20 protein-coding genes and 1 pseudogene are annotated in these 23,558 nt (G+C 61.6%); 6 read left to right on the forward strand and 15 right to left on the reverse strand.

The annotated features are described in order from the left end of the window. Positions 1–134: 134 nt before the first annotated feature. The 7 genes from PQQ96_RS03920 to PQQ96_RS03950 all read right to left on the reverse strand — a co-directional run bounded on the left by PQQ96_RS03920 (position 135) and on the right by PQQ96_RS03950 (position 8,415). Positions 135–1,268, reverse strand: coding sequence for an FAD binding domain-containing protein (locus tag PQQ96_RS03920; RefSeq protein ID WP_408289014.1), 1,134 nt, complete (start codon positions 1,266–1,268; stop codon positions 135–137). 117 nt (positions 1,269–1,385) lie between these two features. Beyond that, positions 1,386–2,900, reverse strand: coding sequence for an efflux transporter outer membrane subunit (locus tag PQQ96_RS03925; protein WP_408289016.1), 1,515 nt, complete (start codon positions 2,898–2,900; stop codon positions 1,386–1,388). After that, positions 2,879–4,000, reverse strand: a complete 1,122-nt coding sequence (locus tag PQQ96_RS03930) for an HlyD family secretion protein (protein ID WP_408289019.1) — start codon at positions 3,998–4,000, stop codon at positions 2,879–2,881. The genes PQQ96_RS03925 and PQQ96_RS03930 overlap by 22 nt, the downstream gene beginning before the upstream one ends. A gap of 64 nt (positions 4,001–4,064) precedes the next feature. Next, positions 4,065–5,675: an MFS transporter gene (locus tag PQQ96_RS03935; protein ID WP_408289022.1), complete on the reverse strand. Its 1,611-nt coding sequence runs from the start codon at positions 5,673–5,675 to the stop codon at positions 4,065–4,067. A gap of 143 nt (positions 5,676–5,818) precedes the next feature. Further along, on the reverse strand, positions 5,819–6,811 hold the full coding sequence (gene cydB, locus PQQ96_RS03940; RefSeq protein ID WP_408289025.1) for a cytochrome d ubiquinol oxidase subunit II: 993 nt from the start codon (positions 6,809–6,811) through the stop codon (positions 5,819–5,821). Positions 6,812–6,817: 6 nt separating this feature from the next. After that, positions 6,818–8,230, reverse strand: coding sequence for a cytochrome ubiquinol oxidase subunit I (locus PQQ96_RS03945; RefSeq protein WP_408289028.1), 1,413 nt, complete (start codon positions 8,228–8,230; stop codon positions 6,818–6,820). Next, positions 8,227–8,415, reverse strand: coding sequence for a hypothetical protein (locus PQQ96_RS03950; RefSeq protein WP_408289031.1), 189 nt, complete (start codon positions 8,413–8,415; stop codon positions 8,227–8,229). The genes PQQ96_RS03945 and PQQ96_RS03950 overlap by 4 nt, the downstream gene beginning before the upstream one ends. Before the next feature lie 515 nt (positions 8,416–8,930). On the opposite strand from PQQ96_RS03950, the pseudogene PQQ96_RS03955 reads away from it, so the two are divergent. Then, a pseudogene (locus PQQ96_RS03955) lies at positions 8,931–10,105 on the forward strand (porin). A 44-nt stretch (positions 10,106–10,149) separates the two neighbouring features. Here the strand turns inward: PQQ96_RS03955 and PQQ96_RS03960 are convergent. The 7 genes from PQQ96_RS03960 to PQQ96_RS03990 all read right to left on the reverse strand — a co-directional run bounded on the left by PQQ96_RS03960 (position 10,150) and on the right by PQQ96_RS03990 (position 18,203). Beyond that, positions 10,150–10,944 (reverse strand): SDR family NAD(P)-dependent oxidoreductase, encoded by a 795-nt coding sequence (locus tag PQQ96_RS03960; RefSeq protein WP_408289034.1) that lies wholly within the window; start codon positions 10,942–10,944, stop codon positions 10,150–10,152. A gap of 81 nt (positions 10,945–11,025) precedes the next feature. After that, positions 11,026–13,290, reverse strand: a complete 2,265-nt coding sequence (locus tag PQQ96_RS03965) for a xanthine dehydrogenase family protein molybdopterin-binding subunit (RefSeq protein WP_408289037.1) — start codon at positions 13,288–13,290, stop codon at positions 11,026–11,028. Next, positions 13,287–13,799 carry a (2Fe-2S)-binding protein gene (locus PQQ96_RS03970; RefSeq protein WP_408289040.1) on the reverse strand — a complete coding sequence of 171 codons (513 nt, stop codon included), beginning with the start codon at positions 13,797–13,799 and terminating at the stop codon, positions 13,287–13,289. Before PQQ96_RS03970 ends, PQQ96_RS03965 begins: the two co-directional genes overlap by 4 nt. Continuing rightward, entirely contained in the window at positions 13,796–15,085 is a 1,290-nt protein-coding gene (locus PQQ96_RS03975; protein WP_408289043.1) for a c-type cytochrome, read from the reverse strand. Before PQQ96_RS03975 ends, PQQ96_RS03970 begins: the two co-directional genes overlap by 4 nt. After that, positions 15,069–16,010 carry an oxidoreductase gene (locus PQQ96_RS03980; RefSeq protein ID WP_408289046.1) on the reverse strand — a complete coding sequence of 314 codons (942 nt, stop codon included), beginning with the start codon at positions 16,008–16,010 and terminating at the stop codon, positions 15,069–15,071. The genes PQQ96_RS03975 and PQQ96_RS03980 overlap by 17 nt, the downstream gene beginning before the upstream one ends. A 147-nt stretch (positions 16,011–16,157) precedes the next feature. Further along, positions 16,158–17,372 (reverse strand): MFS transporter, encoded by a 1,215-nt coding sequence (locus PQQ96_RS03985; RefSeq protein WP_408289049.1) that lies wholly within the window; start codon positions 17,370–17,372, stop codon positions 16,158–16,160. Positions 17,373–17,549: 177 nt separating this feature from the next. After that, a complete protein-coding gene (locus tag PQQ96_RS03990) occupies positions 17,550–18,203 on the reverse strand; it encodes a DsbA family oxidoreductase (RefSeq protein ID WP_408289052.1) in 654 nt (217 codons plus the stop codon). Between the two features lie 118 nt (positions 18,204–18,321). On the opposite strand from PQQ96_RS03990, the gene PQQ96_RS03995 reads away from it, so the two are divergent. After that, positions 18,322–19,242 carry a LysR family transcriptional regulator gene (locus tag PQQ96_RS03995; RefSeq protein WP_408289054.1) on the forward strand — a complete coding sequence of 307 codons (921 nt, stop codon included), beginning with the start codon at positions 18,322–18,324 and terminating at the stop codon, positions 19,240–19,242. A 678-nt stretch (positions 19,243–19,920) separates the two neighbouring features. After that, complete coding sequence (locus tag PQQ96_RS04000) at positions 19,921–20,562, forward strand: HD domain-containing protein (protein WP_408289057.1); 642 nt, start codon at positions 19,921–19,923, stop codon at positions 20,560–20,562. Positions 20,563–20,614: 52 nt separating this feature from the next. On the opposite strand, the gene PQQ96_RS04005 is transcribed toward PQQ96_RS04000, so the two are convergent. Next, entirely contained in the window at positions 20,615–21,577 is a 963-nt protein-coding gene (locus tag PQQ96_RS04005; RefSeq protein ID WP_408289060.1) for a LysR family transcriptional regulator, read from the reverse strand. 337 nt (positions 21,578–21,914) lie between these two features. On the opposite strand from PQQ96_RS04005, the gene PQQ96_RS04010 reads away from it, so the two are divergent. The 3 genes from PQQ96_RS04010 (at position 21,915) to PQQ96_RS04020 (ending at position 23,517) form a co-directional block, all read left to right on the forward strand. Continuing rightward, complete coding sequence (locus PQQ96_RS04010; protein WP_408289368.1) at positions 21,915–22,352, forward strand: PRC-barrel domain-containing protein; 438 nt, start codon at positions 21,915–21,917, stop codon at positions 22,350–22,352. Between the two features lie 180 nt (positions 22,353–22,532). Beyond that, complete coding sequence (locus PQQ96_RS04015) at positions 22,533–22,841, forward strand: hypothetical protein (protein WP_408289063.1); 309 nt, start codon at positions 22,533–22,535, stop codon at positions 22,839–22,841. Beyond that, complete coding sequence (locus PQQ96_RS04020; RefSeq protein WP_408289065.1) at positions 22,831–23,517, forward strand: response regulator transcription factor; 687 nt, start codon at positions 22,831–22,833, stop codon at positions 23,515–23,517. Before PQQ96_RS04015 ends, PQQ96_RS04020 begins: the two co-directional genes overlap by 11 nt. Positions 23,518–23,558 lie beyond the last annotated feature (41 nt).

A 23,558-nucleotide genomic window follows, 5' to 3' on the forward strand; every position in this document is an offset into this window, starting at 1 on the left:
CTCTGAAAACTGAGGGACCTTGACATCGATTGTCGTCATTTGAATATCCTTGTGGAAGGTGGTCTGCTTGTTGGCGAAGGTGCAGCTGACACGAAGAGGAAGCATTGAATATCGATGACTCGCGCCTATCGAGGTCACATATCGACGCTTCCCAAGCCGAAGGACGCGGCTAGTTCGGGGCCTTTCGCGAGTAAGCGGCCGACTGCGTCGCGTCGACGTACCGCCCATAATTCGAGTACTTTCCTGACGTGCGCTTCGGGCTCGCTCGACAGGGCTTCGGCCAACGCAACGGCGTCATCCGCTGCTTTTGAGGTGCCGGAGGCGGTATGGGGGCGAACTGTGCAGGCGGCATCCCCAATCAACGCAACCCTTCCGACAGAGAAGCTAGGGCTTAAGGCATCGCGTATCGATTGGAAGAATGGTGCGCGCGTCTCGCGAACAAGTTGCTGGAATATAACGGGGAGATGTCGGGTTGCCAGTTCGCACAGCTCTTCGAATGACTCGGCTGACAGCTGGCCGGGACTAATAGAGGCATGATGCTGGTGTCCATGGCTGTCTGTTAGATGTCGGTGCATCGCCGCAACATCGGCCTCATTTCGATACCAGAGCCAGTTGAAACGCCGTTTACCCGGCTCAAGTGATCCGTCGAGACCGGGAATCAGGAATGCCATAAACATATGTCCGGGATCCCGGAACATGGTGAAGTTATTCACGAGCGCTTCGACTTCCAGCGGTGAGAAGGCCGATTCATCAACAATTCCCCGCCAGGCGACGTACCCCGCGAAGCTTGATTCGTAGTTCGGAAAGAGCTTCGCCCGCGTGCGAGAGCCGATTCCGTCTGCAGCGACGAGAATGTCGGCGCTTACACTTTGTCCACGGTCAAATTTGATCTCAATCGATTCGTCATGCTCAGTAAAATAAACGACTTCGTGTCCGTACGAAATCCTGTCTTTCGGTAGCATGGCGCAGAGGGACCGATATACAGTGTCCCAGGAAGAGAAGGGCAGTTTCTCAGGTTCCTCGGTTAAAACATTTCCCTCAACGTCTATGCGCCGTCGCATGATCGTTGGCACACTGATCATTTGCTGAGTGTAGTGGCCATGCTGTTCAAGGAATTTCATCATATGACGCAGCACAGCAACACCGCCGCCCCTCCCGCGCAGCGGGACGTCAGAGCGTTCGTATACATGCACGTCGTGTCCGGTACAACTGAGCGTGAGCGCGCTCGAAAGACCGGCAATTGAACCACCCGCGATGACGATTTTCATAGCTTAGAGACCTAAAATATGAATGCTGTTTGTGTGAGTTCCACGATTTCATTGGGCTGAGCGTTCGGCACAGCCTTCATCATACAGACGCTGAATGTGTGCCAACCGGCAGCATGGCTATGTTCCCTGCTTGTTTGCGGCATCGCCTTCTGCCTGCCAGCCGCCGCCCAGCGCTTTGTAGAGGGCAACGCGGTCGAGCGCAGTGTCACGCTCGCTCTGCGCCAGTTTGTCGTCGGCGGCGTACAGCGAGCGTTCGGCATCGAGCACGGAGAGGAAGTCATTGAGGCCTTGCCGATAAAGACGTGTTGCGATGGCCACGGCTTCCCGATCGGCGGTCACCTCGGCTGCCAGCCTCTCGTGCCGCACTTGTGACTGCGCATAAGACACCAGCGCGGTCTCGACATCTCGTAGCGCACCGAGAACCGTTCGCTGATATGCGGCGGCGGCTTGATCTGTCCGTGCTTCTTCAGCGTGCATCTCGAAGCGAACCTTGCCGGCATCGAAGATCAGCCAGGTGATGCTCGGGCCGATCGATAAATAGCGGCTCGGCGCGGTCAGGAAAGTCGACGCATTCAGGCTCTCCAGACCCGCAGCCCCGGTCAGCGCGAAGTGCGGATAGAGATCGGCTTGAGCGATGCCGATGCGGGCGTTTGCGGCGGCGATCCGGCGTTCGGCAGCGCGGATATCCGGCCGGCGGCGCAGAAGGTCTGACGGAAGACCTACCGGAACGTCCGCGATCGCCGAAGGAATTGCTTGTGGGGTATCGAGGCGTGCAAGCAATTGTTCCGGCGGCTGCCCGATCAGCGCTCCGATTCGATAAAAGGACGCGCGTTCATTCGCCTCGAAGGTCGGAATGGCGGCTTCGGTATCGGAGACTTGCGCCTGCGCACGCAGCACATCGAGACGCGAGGCCAGTCCTGCGTTGAATTGCGATCGGGTCAGCGATAGCGAGTCCTGCTGGATCGACAGATTGCTGCGGGCGACGGCGAGTTGCCGTTGAACGCCACGCAATTCGATGTAGTTGCGAGCGACCTCCGCGAGCAGCGTCAGCTCGACATCCCTTCGGTCCGCCACGGCGGCCTGATACGACGCGTCAGCGGCTTCGATGCTGCGCCGTTCGCCGCCAAACACATCGATTTCCCACGATGCGTCGAAGCCGGTCTCCCATAGATTGCCGTCGATGCCCGGACCGAGACCGCCAGGCGGCACGCCGACCGGCACATTGGCGCTGCCATGGGTCCGATCGTATAGGGCGCCTACGTCAACGCTCGGGTATTGATCTGCTTCGGCGATACCGCGCATGGCCCGCGCTTCGCGTATGCGCGCTTCGGCAACAGCCAGGTCGGGTGCGGACCGCAGTGCGTCTGCCATGAGCGAGTTGAGCGTAGCGTCGCCAAAGCCTTGCCACCAGGCATCGTTCGAGGTCGGCGCCACTTGCGCGGCGCTCGCCGCCGGGCCCGCATGTTCCGTAAAACTCGCCGGCATGGCCGGTTTCGGCGACACATAGTCGGGACCCACGGTGCAACCTGTGAGGAGTCCCGCGCATGCCGCGACGATAGCGGCGCCACGCCGTCGCCGGCAAGGAGGAGGCTCCGTCGGCCACGCAGCCGCTAGTTCCAGAAGCCAAGCCATGCCGGGCGCTCCCTGACGAAGATTTCCGTCTCGACCGACATGCCGGGCGAGATTAATTTAAGTGCGTCCCCAGGGTTGTCGAGTTCGATTTTCACCGGCACCCGCTGCACCACCTTCACGAAATTACCCGTTGCATTCTCCGGCGGCAGCAGAGCGAAGCGCGAGCCGGTCCCGCGTTGAATGCTGTCGACGTGACCGCGAAGCCGCAGGTCCGGAAACGCATCGACGAGGACAGTGACTTTCTGGCCCGGCCGGATGTGGGTCAACTGCGTCTCCTTGTAGTTCGCGGTCACATAGATCCTGTCCGGGACGACCGACAATAACGTCTGCCCGGGCTGTACAAAGTTGCCCTGCTCGACGGACTTGTTTGCGACGCTGCCCGATTCCGTTGCGTAGATTCGGGTGTACGACAGGTTGAGCGTCGCCTGTTCCAGCATGGCATCAGCCTGGGCGACGGCCGCTTCCGCCGTTTTGACCTGGGAGCGCGCCAGCTTCGCTTGCGCTTGCGACGCGTCGACCTTGACCTGGGCCGCGGTCGTGGATGCGCGTGTGCCGTCGGCGGCCGACTTCGCCTCATCGACACGCTCCGACGACACGGCCCGCACGTCGGCCACGGATTGCAGCCGTGTCAGGTTGATGGCGGCAAGCCTCGCATTGGCTCGGGCCACTTCGAGCTCCGCCTGCTGCTGGCTGGTATTGGCGTCCACCACCGCGACCTGATTGCGCGCCTCTTCCAGCTTGCCAACCGCCGCCGCGACATTGGCGCGTGCCTGATCCACCTGAACGACGTAGTCGCGCGGATCGAGTTCGACGAGGAGATCGCCGGCTGTCACCTTGCTGTTGTCGTTGACATGAAGTCTCTCTACGTAAGCTGGGACCTTCGGAATGACCGAGACCAGATGGGCGTCGATATAGGCGTCGTCCGTCTGCTTCTCGTACAGGTCCGGCACCAGGAAATACGCGGCGATTGCCAGCAGCACGATCAGGGCGAGTGTGCCAACGATCAGCCAGCGTCGACTGTCAGGCGGCGGGGGCACCGCGGGTGCAGCGACGGGCGGCAGCGTAGTTGCCGGTTTTTGAACCGGTGGTGCTTCGCTCATCGCGGGCTCCGGCTGTGCAGATGGATAGGGGGTGGCAGAGACGCTGTTTTCATGGCCGCGTTGCTTATTTCCTGGCCACCGGGGTCGGCGGGATGATGGGGACGAGGCACAACGCGATCACGCCGACGACCGCCATGAAGGCGAACGCGTCCGCGTACGCGAGCGTGGCAGCCTGGCGTGCGCCTGCTTCGGCGAGAACGCGTAGCGCCGCGCGTTGGCTCTCGAATGGGGAATAGCCGCCGCGCGCGACCAGCGTTGCGCTCACCGAGGAGAGCCAGTCTCGCGTCACCGGATTGCCGTGGTGAAGATGTTCGAACAGGCGCGATGAATGCAGTGTCTCGCGGTGCCCGATGAGAATGGTCAGCAGTGCGACCCCGAGCGAAGCACCGAACTGGCGAAAGGTCATGTAAAGGGAGACGCCGTCGAGCAGCTTGTTCTGCTCGATCCTCGCGACCGTGCCGCTGCCCACTGCGGGCAATAAAGGCGACAGGCAGCAGGCGTACAGAATCAGCGGAACAACGTAGTAGTAGCCGGGTGTGTCCGTCGTCAGCAGGCGATTGAACAGGACCATCGACGTGATCAACATGACGAGCGCGATCACGATCGTCTTGCGTTGGCCAATTCGCGCGATAAGACCGACCATGTGCGGCCGGATGGCGGCCGCGGTCAACGCATAGACACATATGATCTGTCCGGTCTGTGTCGCGCTATAGGTATGGGTCGACAGATTGCGCAAAAACTCGGGCAGAACGAAGAGGCTGCCCGACAGGATCACGCCGGTGAAGACACCGATCAGCGCAGACGACAACACGTAGCGGTCACGCAACAGGCCGAGCCAGAGGAGCGGTGTTCGGTTCGCCGGACTCGCCTGCCAGACAACGAAGAGAAGCAGGGCCGCGCCGCTTGTCCAGGCCAGCACCCGAATATGGAAGGATCCGAACCAGTCGTCGATTTCACCGCGATTGAGGATGATCTGAAGCGAAATCAGCGCGGTTGCGAGGAGGACTATACCGAGCCAATCGGTCTGGATCACGCGGTCGGAGGCGGGTGGCGGAAGTGTCGGAAAGTAGCGTGCCAGCAGCCATATCGCGCCGGCCGCGTACAACAGATTCGGGAGAAAGATCAGCCGCCAGTTGAAATGGTCCGTGATATAGCCGCTGACCAGTAGCCCCGCGGCGCTCGACAAATAGAGCAGCGTGGAAGCCTTCATCAATGAGGGGCTGCGCTGGGGTTTGGGCATCAGTACATAGATGCTCGCGCGCCACCATACAACCAGACCGGCCCCGGCCAGCCCCTGGATGGCGCGCCACATCAGCATCGATTCGAGATTCGGGGATATCGCACACCCCATCGATGCGATCGCGAAGACGACGATGGTCGAGATCAGGAAGCGCTTGTAGCCATAGTGCCCGGCCATCCAGACCGAGACTGGTACGCCGAGAAACAGCGCGCAGCTATAGACCGTCAGCAGCCAGCTCGCTTCGTCCGCCGAAACGCCGAGCGTGCCGGTCAGATCGGCCAGCACCAGGTTCATGCTGTCGAACGTATAGAACTCCATCCCGGTCGCGAGACCAAGGCCCATGAGTAAAAGGCGCGAATGCCCCGCCGACAGGGTGGGCGCGGCCACGGGCCGAGGTGAAGCCGGTATCGAGCCGGGCAGGGTAGTCTCACTCATGGCAACGGCCTATCCGTATTTGACCGGCGGCGATCACGTAACGAGCCGCAAGACCACATGCATCACCGTGGTGACGAGGAGCAGGGCTGCCACGGCCGCCAGATAGAGACCGCCGAACCAGCTCAAACTCCGGACGCGGGGGCTCATGCTTCCCATCCCGCCTCGGGCGTCTTGCCGCGAAACGTGCGGTAGGCGAAGGCCGAATACGCGAGCACGACCGGCGTGACGATCAGCGCGCCGATCAGCAGGAAGACATGGCTGAGGGTCGACGAAGCGGCAGCCCAGAGCGTGAGACGGAAGGGCACGATGTCCGGGAAGATGCCAAAACCAAGGCCCGCCACGCCCAACACGAACAGAGTCAGCGTCAGAAAGAAAGGACGTCCGTCGACGCGGCCGCCAATCGCCCGCACGAGAGCGGCGCTCGCACCGAGAAACAGCACCGTGATCACCACGAGGGCGATCATATGCGCAGCCCATGCGGCGCGAATACCCGGTTGAACCCATGCCGCGGCCGTACAGGTTGCTGCAGCGAGACAGACGAAGCACGGCACGGCCACACGCAGGTAGCGCTCCGCGAATTCACGCAGCGCAGCCGTCGCCTTCAGATGGAGCCAGCCGGCGCCGAGGACGACATAGCCGGTGAGCACTGCGATCGCGGTCAGCGCGGAGAACGGCCGGAATACATCGAAGACGCTGCCGCCGAAGCTGTCGCCATCGACGTTCACCCCCTGGATGAGTCCACCGACGATCAACCCCTGCATGAGCGCGGCCACGATCGAGCCGACACCGAACGCCGCGTCCCAGAAGCGTCGCCCCTTCTCGATCTGGTAGCGGAACTCGAATGAGACGCCCCGCAGTCCCAGCGCCAGCAACATGACGATCAGCGGTATATAGAACGCCGGAAGCAACACACCGTAGGCGACGGGGAAGGCGGCGAGCAACGCGACGCCGGCCATGATCAGCCAGGTTTCGTTGCCGTCCCAGGTGGGCATGATCGAATCAACCATGCGGTCGCGCAGCCGTTCGTCGGATTGCACGAGCAGCAGGGCGCCCACGCCCAGATCGAAACCGTCCAGCAGCACGTAAAGCGACACCGCGAAGGCGGTGAACAGCGCAGAGAGCAGCGGCAGGCTCATGACGGGCTACTCCACTGGAGCCGGGTTGCGGCCGGCAGGATCATTCATCACCGCGGGCTTCAGCGCATGCTTGAGCGAGCCGGTGGCCACCGGTTCGGACGGCGCCACCTGTGGACCGCGCCGAATCAGACGAAAGGTGAAGACCAGGAACGCTGTCATGAAAAGCGCATAGATGCAGACGAACGCGATCAGTGTCGAAAGCAGCACGCCTGCAGGGACCGGCGAGACGGCGTCGGCCGTGCGCAGGATGTTGTAGATCACCCAGGGCTGGCGGCCGGTCTCGGCGAGATACCACCCGCCGAGCGTCGCGATCACGCCGGATGGCGTCATGACGACGAGCGTTCGCAGGAACCAGCGTGTGGTGAAGAGCCGGCCCTGCCAGCGTAGCCACAGCGATGCAATACATACACCGAACATGATGATGGCAAGGCCGTACATCGTGCGGAAGCCGTAGAAGACCCAGCCCATCACCGGCTGCCGGTCGCGTGGCGTGTTCTTCAATCCTTCGACCCGGCCGTTCAGACTATGGGTGAGCCAGATACTTCCGAGGTAAGGGGTGCCGAGCGCGAAACGATTACGCTGGTTCTGCTGATCCGGGACGATGAACCAGTAATAGGGCGCGGGCGATTGCGACTGTTTTTCCCAGAAGCCTTCGGCAGCCTGCATCTTGGCGGGCTGATGCTCAAGCATTTTCCCGTACAGCATGTCGCCGACGAAGACCTGGCAGCCGATCAATATGGTGGCAAAGGTGAGGCCGATCGAGACCGTTCGGCGTCCGAATGCTTCATGTTCGCCGCGAAGGAGATACCAGGCGCCGACGCCGGCAACGAGGAACGACCCAGTGATGTAGGCCGCTACCAGCATGTGCGGCAGGCGATACGGCCAGGAGGGGTTGACGATCACCTTCAGCCAGTCGGTCACCACGACCCGGCCGTGTTCGACCGCCACGCCGTCAGGGGTTTGCATCCAGCTATTGGCCGACAGAATCCACGATGCCGACAGCAAGGTGCCGAGCGCGACCATACAGGTGGCGAAGAAGTGAAGCTTCGGTCCGAGCCGGTTGAAGCCGAACAGCATAATGCCGAGGAACCCGGCTTCCAGGAAAAAAGAGGTGAGCACTTCCAGTCCGATCATCGGGCCGATGGCTGGGCCCGCCATCTGCCCGAATTTGGCGAAGCCGAGACCGAATTCGAACGAGAGGACGATACCGGTGACCACGCCGACCCCGAAGCCCATCGCGAAGATGCCGAGCCAGAAACGGTAGATCTGCAGATAGAGCGGATCTTTGGTTTTCAGCCAAAGGCCTTCCATGATGGCCAGAAACGCGGCGAGCCCAATGGAGATCGTCGGAAAAATGATGTGGAAGCTGACGGTGAACGCGAACTGGACGCGCGCGAGGATGGCAGGATCGAGGCTCACGGTTGTTTCCGTTCGGTTTGTGGGCGCCGGGAGATCGCCACGGCTAGCGCAACGAAAAGTGCGAGCGCGATGATCGACGCGGGCAGACCGAAGACGCCGATGATGACGAAGAAGAACGTCACGCCAAGCAGGGCTGCGCAGATCGCCCCTGGCAGGCGCCACGCGGGCGTGGACATAACCTTCATCGCTGTGTACCTCCGCATCGCGATCCTGTGGCCGCGAGTACGTCGGCGTCGGACGAAAACGGGTCGTCAGGCATGGAAGGTTCCTTCAAGATTACGTACGGTTCCAGGCAACGTCAGGAAGGCGCACAGATCGGACAACGGTGTGGCGATGATGCCTCATGGAAATCTTAAAAGTCCTGAGCGCATCATAATTTCCGCTAAAAGCACCGCTCCGCCCACATATCGACAACCCGAGCGAGCAGTGTGATATTTGTGCAACAGGCGATGATCAAAGATTGATTAACATGAATCCACGCCGCGATTTTGTTAGCTTGTGCCACGGCACAGGGAGAGCATCCAGCGACAGTGGGGCTTCGTGTTGCTGAGGTGAATCGCAAAGTGGGTGGCATGGAATTACCGCGGAACGCGGGCCGAAAGAGCGTGGCGAGCATTACGTCTGGAACTGTTCCAGGCAGAACGGCAAATCCTTGATGAGCACATGCATGCGGATTCACCCACTTCCGACGGATGGTCAAGTGAAAGTCAAACCTTTACTTCTTGCATCAGCGGCAATGTATGCCACCGTGGCCCATGCGCAGAGCAGCGTGACGCTCTATGGTCTTCTCGATGCCGGCGTGACGTATACGAACAATCAACATGTCAGTGGTTCGACAGGTCACAGCAACGTGCAGGCGACCGGTGGCAATCTCAATTCCGACCGCTGGGGACTGCGCGGCGGTGAGGACCTCGGCTCCGGCATGCAGGCCATTTTTACTTTGGAAAGTGGCTTTAGTATTACTAACGGAAAGCTGGGTCAGGGCAGTCGTATGTTTGGCCGCCAGGCTTGGGTGGGTCTCGCAACGGACCCGTATGGCGCGGTGACGTTAGGTCGCCAGTACGACTCGGTAGTCGACTATCTTGCGCCAATGAGTCTGACCGGCACGTTGTTTGGCGGCACTCAGTTCGCTCACCCATTCGACAACGATAACCTCGATAATGCGTTTCGTGTCGACAACGCGATCAAGTATGCGAGTCCGAGCTATCGTGGCCTGAAGTTCGGCGGCGTCTATGGTTTTCAAACCAGGCAGGCGCCTTTGCGAACAACCGCTTGTATAGTCTCGGCACGTCATACACCGCCGGTCAGTTGAACGTCGCGGCCGCCTACATGGAGATCAATCAGCCAGGCGCGAATAGCATCGGCGCCGTGGACGGCACCAGCACGTCCGCCGACGCGCCGTTCACCGCGCAACGGCAGCGCGTTTGGGGCGCGGGTGCGAACTATTCGTTGGGCGCGGCAACAGTCGGATTGGTGTGGACCCAGACGAAGCTCGACAACGCGACCGCGATCAGCACCGGTTCGGCATCGAGCCCCACGACATTCGGTAGTGCAAGTGGCCTTGGCTTCAATAACTATGAACTCAACGTACGCTACAACGTGACGCAGGCGTGGCGTATCTCAGGCGCTTACACATTTACCGATGGGCGCCTGAGCAACGCGACAACGAACATCAAACCCAGGTGGAACCAGATCAGCCTGCTGAGCGACTATTCGCTCTCCAGGCGGACGGATCTTTATCTCGAAGGCGTGTATCAGCATGTCAGCGGCGCGAGCGGTACGGTGTTGAACGGTGCGTTGATTAACGGTATCGGTACGCAGTCGGCGACGAATACGCAAGTCGCGGTGACCGCGGGCATTCGCACCCGCTTCTAACGTCGCGTTCGTTCCGGCTCGGCGTCTGCCAATCCGCCGACCGGTCACGCAATCGTATCCACCACGCCGCCGTCCACCCGCAGCGCCGCGCCCGTGGTTGCCGAAGCCTGTGGCGAGCATACGTACACGACCATGTTCGCGATTTCCTCAGTGGTGGCAGGCCGCTGGATGATCGAACTGCGGCGCTGCGCGCGCACGAAGTCGATGCCGACCTGTTCAACCGTCTTGCCTTGCGCCTTCGCCGTCTGTTCCACCATCGCGCGAAAACCGTCCGACAAGGTGGGACCGGGCAGCACGGCATTCACCGTCACGCCCGTGCCCGCGGCCTGCTTGGCGATGCCGCGCGCGATGCTCAATTGCGCGGTCTTCGAGAAGCCGTACGCGAACATATCGGCGGGAATGTTCAGCGCCGACTCCGACGAGATGAACACGACGCGCCCCCATTTGCGTTCCATCATCCCCTTGAGGTAGCCGCGCGTCAGCCTTACGACCGACATCACGTTGACCTGGAAATAGCGCTCCCAGTCGTCGTCGGACGTGGTGAAAAGGTCGCCGGGGCCGTACACGCCCAGGTTGTTCACGAGGATGTCCGCTTGCGGCACCGCTTTCGCCAGCGCGTCGCAGCCCTCGCGCGTGCTGAGGTCACCGGCAAAACCGCGTAGCTTCGCCGTGGGAACGGTCTGGAGAACGGCGTCGATGGCGCGCTCCACCGCGTCCTGTTTGCGTCCGTTGACGAGGGTGTCCGCGCCTGCTGCCGCGATTCCGGTGGCGATTGCGAGGCCGATGCCCGCCGTGGATGCGCTCACGACGGCGGTCTTGCCCGATAGATCGATAATCACTGGCTTGCTCCTTGTAGAGACGTCATGTGCTTATGTCCGCGAGACCGGTTCATCTGTTGCAAGCGGCGCCGTGAGGATTCTCTACACGTCGATCAGCCTGCGCAGACTATCGCCACCCAGGGGCGTGGCGCGCAAGCGTTTTCCGGTCGCATCGAACAACGCGTTGCCGAGCGCGCCGGCGGTTGGACCCATCGACGCCTCCGCGGCGCCGAGAAAGGGTGCACCCGGCCGATTGATCAGATGCACGTTCAAACTGCGCGGCACGGCGGAATACCGCAGGATCGGGTAACTACTCCAGTCGAAGCTGCGGATTCTCTCCGTGTCGAACTGCAATTCTTCATAGAGTGTCCAACTGGTGGACTGAATCACGCCGCCCTCGATCTGGTTGCGGATGCCGTCGGGGGTGACGATCTGCCCCGCGTCCACTGCCACCTCGGCGCGTTCGAGAATCACCTGACCGGTTTCGCGCACCACGGATATTTCCACGGCTATCGCCACGTACGCCATCAGGTTCTTGTACTTGGCGAACGCAAAGCCGACGCCGTGGTTGGGCTTGCGCGGCGCGTGCGGCCAGCCGAATTTCTCGGCCGCGAGCCGGATCACGTCCTGGGCGCGCGGATCCTGCATATGCTTGAGCCGGAACGCGACGGGGTCGGCGCCGGCCGCGGCGGCCAGCTCGTCCATGAACGTCTCGATCGTGAAGACGTTCATGTGCGCGCCGAGCGAGCGCATCGCCGACGTTTGCAACGGCATGGTCGGCGAGAAGTTGTTCATCACGTGCACGTTGGGGAGTGCGTACAGCGGAATCGCGTTGCGGTCGCCGCCGCCTTCGGGCTGCAGCATCGGCGTCGATGGCGCCGGGACGAGCGGTTTCTCCAGCATTTGCGCGGGAAGGAGCCGGCCCGCGTTCACGATCCGCTCGTTGTGCGAGCTGCTCCACAGCGCGTAGTTCCAGTCGACGATGCTGCCGCCCGCGTCGAGCGACGCGCTCACTTCAGTGACCATCGCGGGTGTGAAGTGATCCCAGGTATGCTCCTGTTCGCGCATCCATTGCACGCGAATCGGCTGGCCCACCATCTCGCGGGCGATCAAGGCGGCGTGCGTTGCTGCGTCGTCCGCGCCGTTGTGCCCATAGCAGCCCGATCCTTCGACGTGAACGCAGCGCACTTTCTCTTTCGGCAGCGACAGCATTTCAGCGAGCCCATCGCGCAGCGGATAGACGCCTTGCGAGTGCGTCCAGACCGTCATTGTGCCGTCCTTGAACTGCGCGACCGAGCAGGACGGGCCGATCGAACCATGCAGCATGTAGTGCTTGATGTACTGCGCACTCAGCGTTTTGACGGGCGCGCCAGCCGCATTGTGCGTGTTCGCAATTTCGATGTGTTGCGTTGAGATCGTCTTGAGATCGCGGTGTACGGTAGCGGGGTCGGGCAAGGTGCGTCCGGAGCTCCAATGACTTCCCGCGGCCAGCGCGCGTTGTGCCTGCACCGCTTGCCATTCGCCTTTGGCGACCACCGCCAGCATGCTGCCGTCCCTGATCACCTTGACCACGCCCGGCATTTTCAGAATCTCGGGCGTATTGGTCTGCAGCAGCTTTGCATCATAGACCGGCGGCAGCACCACCCGGGCATGCAGCATGCCCGGCATCGACATGTCCTGCACATAGCTCGCACCGCCCGTCACCTTGCCCGGGATGTCCAGGCGCGGCAATGACGTGCCGATCGTCACGAACGTGGCGGGATCTTTCAACGGTGACGCCGGCGTCGCCATGCGATGGAGATCCACCGCGCCGACCGCCTCACCGTACGTCATGGTGCGGCCGTCGGGCGCCTTGATGACCGCGTCCTGAACGGTCAGCACGCTGCTCTCGACGCCGAAGTGTTTGGCAGCCGCATCGACGAGCAGGCCGCGCACCTGGGCAGAGGCGTTCAGCAAGGCGCTGCCGCTGTCGACGATGGTGTGGCTGCCCGCCGTGAGTCCCTCGTCCGGCGAGGCGCCCGTATCGGCGGTTAAAAACGTGATCAGCGACGGCGCCATGTTCAGCTCTTCGGCTGCAATCTGCAGCAGCGCAGTGCGCACCCCGGTACCTAATTCCACCTTGCCGGTGTAGACGGTCACCTTGCCTGCGGGATCGATCTTGATCCATGCATCGAGAAACGGATTAGTCTTCAGGCTGCCCGCGAGCGTCTCGGTCGCTTTGGCCACGTGTACCGCAGCGCCTTCGTCAGCGATCACCTCCTGGGCGATTGCCTTGACGCCGGGGAGCAGGCTGAAGCTCACCACCAGCGCGCCGGACATCATGAAGCGGCGGCGCCCCTCGTTGATATCGTCTTCTTTGACGCTCATTGCGTGCCTCCGTGGGTCGCCGCGCCTTCAGTCGCGGCGGACGTCGCGTCTGGTGCGGGCAAGTGCGCGACTTCGCGGATCGCGGCGAGGATGCGCATGTGGGTGCCGCAACGGCAAAGATTCGGCTCCATGTGCTCGCGCAGTTCATTCTCGGTCGGCCGTGGATTGCGCTCGAGCAATGCCTGTGCGCGCATGATCATGCCGGCGATGCAATAGCCGCACTGCGCGGCCTGATGTTCGATGAACGACTTTTGCAGCGGCCCGGGTTGCTCGGCGGTGCCAAGGCTCTCGATCGTGCGCACCGGGCGGCTGCCGATCGACGACACGGGCATCAGGCAGGAAAAGGCAGCCCGGTCGCCCACGATCACCGTGCATGCGCCGCATTGTCCAAGCCCGCAGCCGAACTTGGCGCCATGCAGGTGCAGGTCGTTGCGCAGTGCGTAAAGCAGGGGCGTCGACGGATCGATATCCAGCGCGTGCTGCACGCCATTGACGGTAAGGTTGATCATCGCGCGTTGTTCTCCTTTCTGACCTTGACGACCATGTCCTCGACGTCCTTCCATTCGCCGCGCTGCGAATAGGTCGCGCGGATATAGGACACCAGGTCGGCGATCTGCTGGTCACTATAAATTTCACTGAAGGACGGCATGTAGTTCAAGCGGTCCTCACCGTGCCAGCCATTGCCGCTGAGAATCATCTGGGCGGCGTTGCGGGGTGTCGTTGCATTGACGGCGGTGCTGAACGCCAGCGTGGGGCGCTCGCCGATCGATTGCATCGGCGCGGCGGGGCCGTGGCACTGCGCGCACGATGCGCCGAACAGGATCGCGCCGCGTTGCGCCGCAGGCGACGCATCGGCCTGACTCACGCCCTCGGCAGCAGCGTTCATGATGGCCGGTTGCGCTTTCTGAATCGACAGGATGTAGGTGGCGATCGCCTGCACATCCTCTTCAGGAACGGTAGCGAGGTCACGCGTGACGGGCAGCATCGGGCCGGCCGCGGCACCGTGTTCGCTGGCGCGGCCGCTGCGCAGATACGTGACGAGCTGTTCCTGAGTCCAGGGTTTCGGCGCCGCGCTGAGTGCATTCAGTGGGGGAGCTTCCCAGCCGTCGACGATACCGCCGTCGAATGCATGTCCCAACTTTTCACCGCCAATCGCATTGAGCGGCGAATGACACGAGGCGCAATGACCGAGGCCATCCACCAGCAGCTTTCCGCGATTCCACTCGGCATCTTTTGAGGCATCCGCCGCCCGCTCGCCGGGGTGCAGGAACAGGATGTTCCAGAACGCCAGTAAAGGCCGGAAGTTCAACGGAAAGATCAGGTCATTGGCGGGCGCCGTCGCATTGACCGGCTCGCGCGTCATCAGATACGCGTAAGCGGCCGAAATGTCGCCATCCGACATGCGCGTGAAGTGAATATAGGGAAACGCGGGATAGAGCAGGTGACCGTCGCGCGAGACGCCGTGGCGCACCGCTCGCGTGAATGCTTCGAGCGACCAGCTGCCAATGCCGGTTTCGACATCAGGCGTGAGGTTGGTTGCGTAGATGGTGCCGAACGGGGTGGCGAGCGGCAGGCCCCCTGCGAACGGTTTGCCGCCCTTGGCGGTGTGACACACGATGCAGTCGCCGAGCGCGACGACGCGCGCGCCGGCGAGCCTGGTTTGCGCGTCGAACGACGACGCCGCCGGCGGACTGATCGGTGCGATGGCGGGTTTCCACACCAGCAATGCGACGACGATCAGCGCGGCCACGATGACCACGCCGCCGAACGTCAGCAATCTAGACTTGCGAGTCATTCATGCACCTGTCGAAGAAAACCTGAATCGAAGAATGCGCGCGCCTCATGCCCTGCGCGCGGCCCCATGGACGCGTCATGCCTGAGCAGTGCCGGCATGCTCGTTTTGGCCGGCGCTGCTGTCGAACGGGTAGTCGATATAGCCGGCGCCCTCGCCGCCATACCAGCCGGTCGGCTTCGGCATCGCGCACGTTGTTGTAGTGCGCGTACGGGGATATCCGTACGCCGACACGGTCGAGCGAAACGACCGAGCCGATTTCAGTGAGAATGTCGCGCAGGAAGTTGGCGCGCTTTGCAATCGAGCCGCCGTATCGGTCGTCGCGCGTGTTCGTGGTCGATGAGAGAAATTGATGGGGCAGGTAGCCGTTTGCCGCATGGACCTCGACACCGTCGAAACCGGCGGCGAGCGCGTTGGCCGCGCGTTGCCTGAAGGCGTCGATGGTCAGCTTCACGTCCTCGAGCGACATGGCGCGAGAGGGTGTGGCGTGGATCCTGGTGTACTGGTCGTTTTGCAACTGCGCCCAGACCTGTAACTGTTCGAGGTCGTCATTGACGCCCGAGGGCGAGAGCGGCGCCTCGCCGCCGAGCAGTGCGAACGAACTGACGCGTCCGCCATGCCACAGCTGCATGAAGATGCGGCCGCCCGCAGCATGCACCTGGCTCGTGATAGGGCGCCAACCGTCGATCTGCTCGGACGTCATGATGCCCGGTGTGAGCTCGAAGGCGGCCGAGGCCGGGCTGACATTGGTCGCTTCGGTGATGATCAGTCCCGCCGACGCGCGCTGTCCATAGTACTCCGCCATCATCGCCGTGGGGCGGCCGCGCAACGGTGCGCGCGAGCGGGTCATCGGTGCCATCACGACGCGGTTCGGCAAACGCAGCCGGTGCAGGTCGTAACCGCTGAGCAGTGACGAAAGGGAGGACATGGCGATTCCTTTACAAACGATTGAACGTCGCCCGGATAGAGGACTATATTGACTAGCGTATCGCCGATGTCGGGGAATATCCTGAAGCTACGCTGAAATCTTGTTAACCGGACGGCGTACCGTCCGGGTGTCTGAGCGACGCCGCAGTCAAGCGATGCGAGCGGCGTGCGGACGGCCGATCGCGAAGTAGTGCGCCAGTGCAATGAGCGGGAAGGCCGTGGCGGCGCTGGCGACCAGCGGCCAGCCACCGTGTTCATAGAGCGGGCTGGCGAGCGCCGAACCGAACGCACCGCCGACGAAGATGCTGGTCATATACAGCGCGTTCAGGCGGTTTCTGCTTGCCGCATGTAACGCATAGATTTCGCGTTGGCCGAGCACCATGTTCATCTGCACGGCGAAATCGAGGATGATGCCGGTCGCGACGAGCCCGAACACGCCCCACGCCGGATGGATCAACACCGGCAGGTAAGCGAGGGCACCCACCACGAGTGCAATCAGCGTCGCGCGTACGGTATGACCCCGATCGGCCAGATGTCCGGCCACCGGCGCCGAGGTTGCGCCGATCGCACCGACCAGTGCGAAGATGGCGATGGCGGTTTGCGAGAGTCCGAAATGCCGCGTCAACTCGACCGGGATCGCGGTCCAGAAGAGACTGAACGAAGCGAACATCAGCCCCTGATAGAACGAGCGGTGACGCAGAACCGGCATGGTGCGGACCAGATGGCCGAGCGAGCCGATCAGCTCGAAGTAGGTGGCCTTGTGATCCGGCTGGCGGGACGGAATAGTGAGCGCCAGCACAGTGGTGACGATCGCCATCAGCACCGCTGCGGAACCGAACACCGCACGCCAGCCGAAGTGTCCGGCCACCATGCTGGAGATTGGACGCGACAGCAGAATGCCGAGCAGCAGGCCGCTCATGATGGTGCCGACCACCTTGCCGCGCGACTCGTCCGGGGCAAGGTGCGCGGCAAGCGGGATCAGAATCTGCACGGCCACGGAGCTGAATCCCACCAGCAGCGAGATCGCGAGGAACCAGCCAGGTTGATGAGCGAAAGCCGCGGCGCCGAGACTCACGATCGAGACTAGCGCGGTGGTGATCATGAGCTTGCGGTTCTCCAGCAGGTCGCCGAGGGGCACGAGAAAGAACAGGCCGAATGCGTAGCCGATCTGCGTGAGCGAAACGATCATGCTCGCCGTGTTTCCGGACATGTGAATGTCCGGTGCGATCAGTTCGGTGATCGGTTGTGCGTAGTACAGGTTCGCGACGATGGCGCCGCAGCAGAACGCGAACAACGCGATCAGACCGCGCGTCATTTTGACGTGACCTGTGCCGCCCGCAGTGGTGGATGCCTGGGTTGACATGAAAACTCCTCGATGTAAAAGAACTGGAAATGCGGATATCAGCGGGCGATGTTCATTACCCGGTTGCCGAGCGAAATGCCCAGATCGGTCATCAGCCTGCCGCCCGCAAGGTGGTAGCTGCGAGCAGGCCGCCAGGCGAACCACCGATCACGACCGCGCGCGGCTTCTAAAGTGATCTCATGCTGCGCTCCTTTGCCTGGCGCAACGCAGTGCGTTGGCAAAGACGACGGGCGGCTGCGCGCCGCTGATGACCCCGCCGTCAATCAGGATGGTGGGCACGGCCTGCACGCCGAGCCTGTCGGCTCGCGCGCGCGCCGCGTCGATCTCCTGATTGCCGGCGGCGGACAGCAAATACGCGCTCGCTTCGGCCGCGTCGAAAGCGTGTTCGGCGGCGATGGCGACGAGCGTGTCGAGCGAACCGATGTCGCGGCCTTCCGAGAAGTAGGCGGCAAAGATGGCCGGGTAAAGCGCAGCGGTCTTGTGCGGTTCATTGCGTGCTTGTGCGAACTGCATCAGCCGATGCGCGAGACGCGTGTTCGGTGTGCGCAGCACCTTGTCGTAATTGAACTGCGCGCCCGCCGTCAGACCGGCGGCCGCGACTTGCGCGTCCATGCTTTGCGAGCGCGCCCAGCTGCCGAATTTGCGGCTCCGATAGCTGCGCCTGTCCATGCCTTCGACTGGCATGGCCGGGTTCAACTCGAACGGCACATAGCGAATCGATACGGCAGCGCCGACGCCGGCTTCGACGAGCGCGGCGGCGAAATTCCGTTGGCCGATCCAGCACCACGGACAAATGAAGTCGTAATTGACCTCGACCTGAATGGCTTGCACGTTGCACCCCTCACTAGGTAACGGATGCAGCTTATTCGTTGCGTGAATATTGGTGAATAGGTCTAAAATGCAATCCGGCGTTGCGTGTGACGCAACCAAACCGTTATCAAGGCCGACCATGGACAAGCTCCTTGCCCTGACTACATTGCTGGAAGTGGCTGACGCCGGCGGCTTTTCGAAGGCCGCCCAGCGGCTGGGGGTGGCCACGTCATCGGTCACGCGTCTGATGGATGCGCTGGAGGTCTCGCTGGGTACTGCTCTGCTGACCCGCATGCCGAGAAAGGTCAGCCTCACCGACGCCGGCATTGCGTACGTCGAGCAGGTCGGCAAGGTGCTCGACGATCTGGCCGAAGCGGACGAGAGCGTCTTCGACAGTGGCGCGTCGCCGGTCGGTTCGCTCAGAATTTCGGTACCGTCCACTTACAGCCGCTTGCGGCTCGCGCCCCATCTTGCGGCATTCCTTTCCGAGAATCCGCGCCTGTTCCTCGACGTTGTCGTGGCCGATCACTTTGTCGATCTCGCGCTCGACCGGATCGACGTCGCAATCCGGATCGGGCTGCCCGACCGTGACGCCAACCTGATCGCCAGAAAGCTGGAGAACAATCAGCGCTACATCGTGGCAAGCCACGACTACCTGGCGCGCTGCGGCACGCCTCAGACGCCGCAGGCGCTCGACGCCCACGAGTGCCTTCGGGTCGCGTACGGCGGCGGCTACCGTACCCGCCAGGTCTGGACCTTCCGGCGGGACAGCGTCGAGCAGCGCGTCGAGGTGCGTGGCCATCTGTTGTCGAATAGTCTCGACCTCCTGCTTGAGGCGGTGATAGCGGGACGCGGCATTGCCTTGCTGCCCGAATGGCTGGTCGGCGCCGAGGTTCGCGCGGGACGCCTGATGCGTCTCTTCGAGAACTTCGATGCGAGCCCTCATCAAGGCGATGCAGTCGTCTATGCCGCCTATCTGCCCAATCGCCGTCACTCCAGCAAAGTGCGCTCGCTAGTTCAGTTTCTGGAAGCTCGGCTTCACACCTCCCCCGAAGGCTGAACGAGGGACGCGCCCGTGCCAGGTAGGCATGCTCGCCTCAACGGACGCGATTCCGCTCAAACGGCGTTACGCATGGCGCCGCGCGATGCGCTGCTGCCCTATGTGTTGTCTTCATGTGGGTCCCATCGACTGAGTCGCCAGGTGCAAATTGCGTTCGTGACTACGGTTGATTCAAGTGTAGGAATGCAGCGCACATAAAGTCCTGCAAAAAATGTGAAATGTTCTGAGACCTCGGCGGCGAGGTCCAGGCTTGGGATGAGCGGGTCCTTCCTGCCGAACATCTTTTTAAGAACTATTAAGGCGTGCGGGAAGGATTCTTTAGAAGGCCGTCGATAGAATGGATGTCGCGCCTGGCTCGGATCTATTGAGCATCCACCGGCACGAACGTGCCGGTGGATGCGGCGGGATTCGAGGGCCGTGCATCGGCAACCTGTTCCGCATGCCGGCCGCTGCCCGTTTCCGTATGCTTTATGGAAGCAATCGCCTCGAGCGCCCGCTTTTCCGGAAAGGCTCCGCATCTTGAGGGCGGAGCGCTTCCTATGAGGATCGCCATGAGTTCCAATACTCCCCAGCCAACATCTTTGGACGCCGAACGGTCCTAACGGCGCCTCGCTGCGGTGCCGGTCTGGCATGCGTGTACAGGCACACCAGGGGCAGGGGCGACACGAGGGAATTGAGATGAAGAAAACCATTGCCGGCATTGATATTCCCGATGGTGTCATCGCTCAGGCGGCGACCGATCAGATCCGGGGTGCCGAGTCAGAATTGATGTTTCATCATTCGCTAAGAGCATTTCTGTTCGGTGCGCTGACCGGATATCGCGAGAACCTGATGTTCGACGCGGAGTTGCTCTATGTCGCTGTGATGTTTCACAACGCCGGCCTGAACGTGAAGTATCGGCGCTCGCCATACCGGTTCGAGGTGGACGGTGCGAATGCCGCGCGCGATTTTCTGCAACAGCACGTCATCGTCGATCGTTTGATCGACGAAGTATGGGTGGCGATCGCGTTGCATACGACACCAGGCATTCCGGAACATATGTCGCCGCTGGTTGCGCTGGTCAGCGCCGGCGTGCAAATGGATGTTCGGGGCGCCCGCCGCGACGAATTAGCCGTACAGCAGCGCGATGAAATTTTGCAGGCTTATCCGCGCGAATCGGGTTTCAAGAAGAAGATCATCGAAGCCTATGCGCTTGGTATGGAACATCGTCCGGAGACGACCTTTGGAACGGTGAATGCCGATGTGCTGGACCGGTGGGATCCCAACTATCGCCGCTTGAATTTCTGCGGACTGATACTGGGATCGGACTGGTCGAGTTGAAGGGGGCTTCTGGAAAGAACGAATAGCATGGGCTACATCAATTCTCCCGGAATCAGGATTGCAGCATCGCTTGGGCATGCCCAGATGAATCTGCCGCCGCCAGATTCTCAATGCGCAAATCAAGTTTTTCCTTTAACGACACGGTCACGAATTCGACGAACGTCTTTATCTTCGCGTCGACGAATTGGCGAGAGGGATAAATGACAAAAACGTTGGTTGTTTGAAGCGGGTACTTCGGAAATAGCTGAACGAGTTTTCCCTCTTTAATCTCGTCCACGACTGAATAAGTGGGTACCGCGCCGACCCCGGCGCCCTCGAGCAGAGCGACTCTGAGCGCCTGCATGCTGTTGACGACGAATTGCCCGGCCAGCTCGGCGCCGGCTGTAGCATGCCCGGCAATTTCAGCCAGCCACCCGGAGAGCGGATCGAAGCTCGAGCTGGTGTGCATGAGTGTGTGGTTCGGCAGATCGTTCACCGTAGCAATGTGATGCCGCGCGAGATATTTCGGCGCGGCGACCAGGATTCGCTCGCAGCGCCCTATGATCCTGCTCACATTGCGAGAGTCCGGCAGCGCCGATGCCGATACGATTGAGACATCGAACTCGTCCTCGATCAGATTCGCCATTCGTGGCAGCAGTTTCAGATCGACGGAGACAGCCGGGAAGGCCTGCCGGTATTCGACGATGGTGGACGTCAGCTGTTTCAGACCAATGTCGGGTACGGCGTGAACTCGCAATCTGCCGCGAGGCAGCGTGTGGGCATCGCTCGCCTCCGACTCCGCGTCGTCGAGGTCGGCCAGAATCTTCTTGCAGCGGCGGTAGTACCGTTCGCCGCACTCGGTAAGCGAGACGTGGCGAGTCGTTCGTTGCAGCAACCGCGTATGAAGATGCTCCTCGAGCGACCCTACCGCGCGAGAAATATTGCCGGTACTGCACTCCATATGTCTTGCAACCACGCTGAAGTTGCCGGTCTCCGCGACCCGCGAGAACACGCGCATGCTGAAGATCTTGTCCATAGTCGCTTGGCTCCTGGATCCGGTTGAACTGGGCAACACGTCTTACCTGATGTAAAGACAATACGATCAGCGGCGAGCTTGCGCCATCCCTACATACGGGTGCTGCATTCATCAATGCATTCACGCCGCTAATCCGCGCGTATAGGGTGAAGTAGGGGAGCGGGAGGACTTTTTACTGAATACGTGAATGCCGACACCGTGCGAATTCGAAAACACCGCGAGCGCAACGGGTTCAAAGTAATGGTCGGCGCGACGTGAGCAGGCCATATCCCGCAGCGCAGTCACCTTGTTGCGACTTACCGTTTTGAAACCAACGCATTTCCTGGAGAAAATAATGATGAAGGCAAAGTGGGCACTTGTATTTCTGGCCGCGTCGGCGTTTGGTGCGGTGTGCCAGTCGGCGAGCGCACAGGTCGCAGGCGCGCAGACCATTGGCATCACCGTGGAGGAGTCGCAGCTCATCGTCGATGGCTGGAGTGTAACGAAGAGTCTGCTGGGCAAAAGCATCTATAACGACAGTGGCGAGAAAGTCGGGGTGCTCCACGACATCATCATCGCGCCGGATAATGCGTCATCGTTCGCGATCGTGGCGGCTCATCAGTTTCTCGGCGTGTCGCAGCATGACGTAGCGATTCCGCTGTCGCAACTGGACTACCTGAACGGAAAGCTCGTGTGGGCGGGCGCCACGCGCGAGGCGGTCAAGTCGATGCCGGCTTTCCAGTACGCGAAGGTCCGCACCATTCCCGTGGCGCGCAAGGACTACGGTCATCACTGACGCCCGCGTGCGTGGCGGCTGGGGGCGGCAGCCGCGCAGCAGCGAATTTGGAATGATTAAGGAAAAATAAGTACCGCGTTTGACGTGGGCTCGCGCATGATCACATTCAGCTTAAAAGCTATCGGTCACCGGTAGGTCTGAGTGTCATGCGCGCTGACAGCCATTCAGGCTGTCAGCCAGATGGACAGGTTTCCGGTATTCGTCAATGAACGCCGCTTCGAACGCCCATGTCCAGGTTTGTCTGGTCCATTCCGGCCAATCGTCGGTTGGCGGCCTGTTGACCCGCCCGCCATGAAAAATTGCCGACCTGCTTCCCCCACGGTGCGTCCCGACGTCCGCGTCGTGTCGACGCTCGCCGCCGTGATCGCGCTCACCGTGTTCGGGATCGATGCGCTAACTCTCCTTGATATCGCGGTAGGGGTGTTCTACCTGGTCGTGGTGCTGCAGTTCATCCTGCCCGTTGATGAAGGAATGTGTCATGAGCAGTGATGTGCGTAACGATGCCGGCAGCAACGCGGGCCACACCATGGTCTATGTCGTGGACGACGACGAGTCGATGCGCGAGGCTGTCAGCACGTTGCTGCGCTCGGTCGGACTCGGTGTCGAAACCTTCGGCTCAGCGCAGGAATTCCTCGCCTACGACATGCCGGACGTGCCGAGCTGTCTGATCCTCGATGTTCGCCTCAAAGGTCAAAGCGGGCTCGCCGTGCAGGAACAGATCGCGGCAAGTCATCTCGGTTTGCCGATCGTATTCATGACCGCACACGGCGATATAGCGATGACGGTCAAAGCCATGAAGGCCGGTGCGAAGGATTTTCTTGCCAAGCCGTTTCGCGACCAGGACATGCTGGACGCTGTCGCGCAGGCGCTGGCCAGCGACGAGGAGCGGCGCGAGGTCAGTCGGTCCATTGCGGACTTGCGGCGTTGTTACGAATCGCTGACCGTGCGCGAGCGCCAGGTCATGGCCTTTATGGTGGCCGGGCTGATGAACAAGCAGATCGCGAGTGAAATGAATCTGAGCGAAATCACCGTGAAGATTCATCGCGGTCAGGCAATGCGCAAGATGGGCGCACGTTCACTCGCCGACTTTGTGCTGAAGGCTGAGGCGCTGGGTATCAAGCCACCACAAGGCATGGCGACGCCGACGCGTAGCTCACGTTCCTGAGCGCATCGTGCGGGGCGGTCCGGGGTTCACCCGGTCATGAC

The sequence above is a fragment of the Paraburkholderia sediminicola genome (assembly GCF_046027825.1).
Classification (GTDB): domain Bacteria; phylum Pseudomonadota; class Gammaproteobacteria; order Burkholderiales; family Burkholderiaceae; genus Paraburkholderia; species Paraburkholderia sediminicola_D.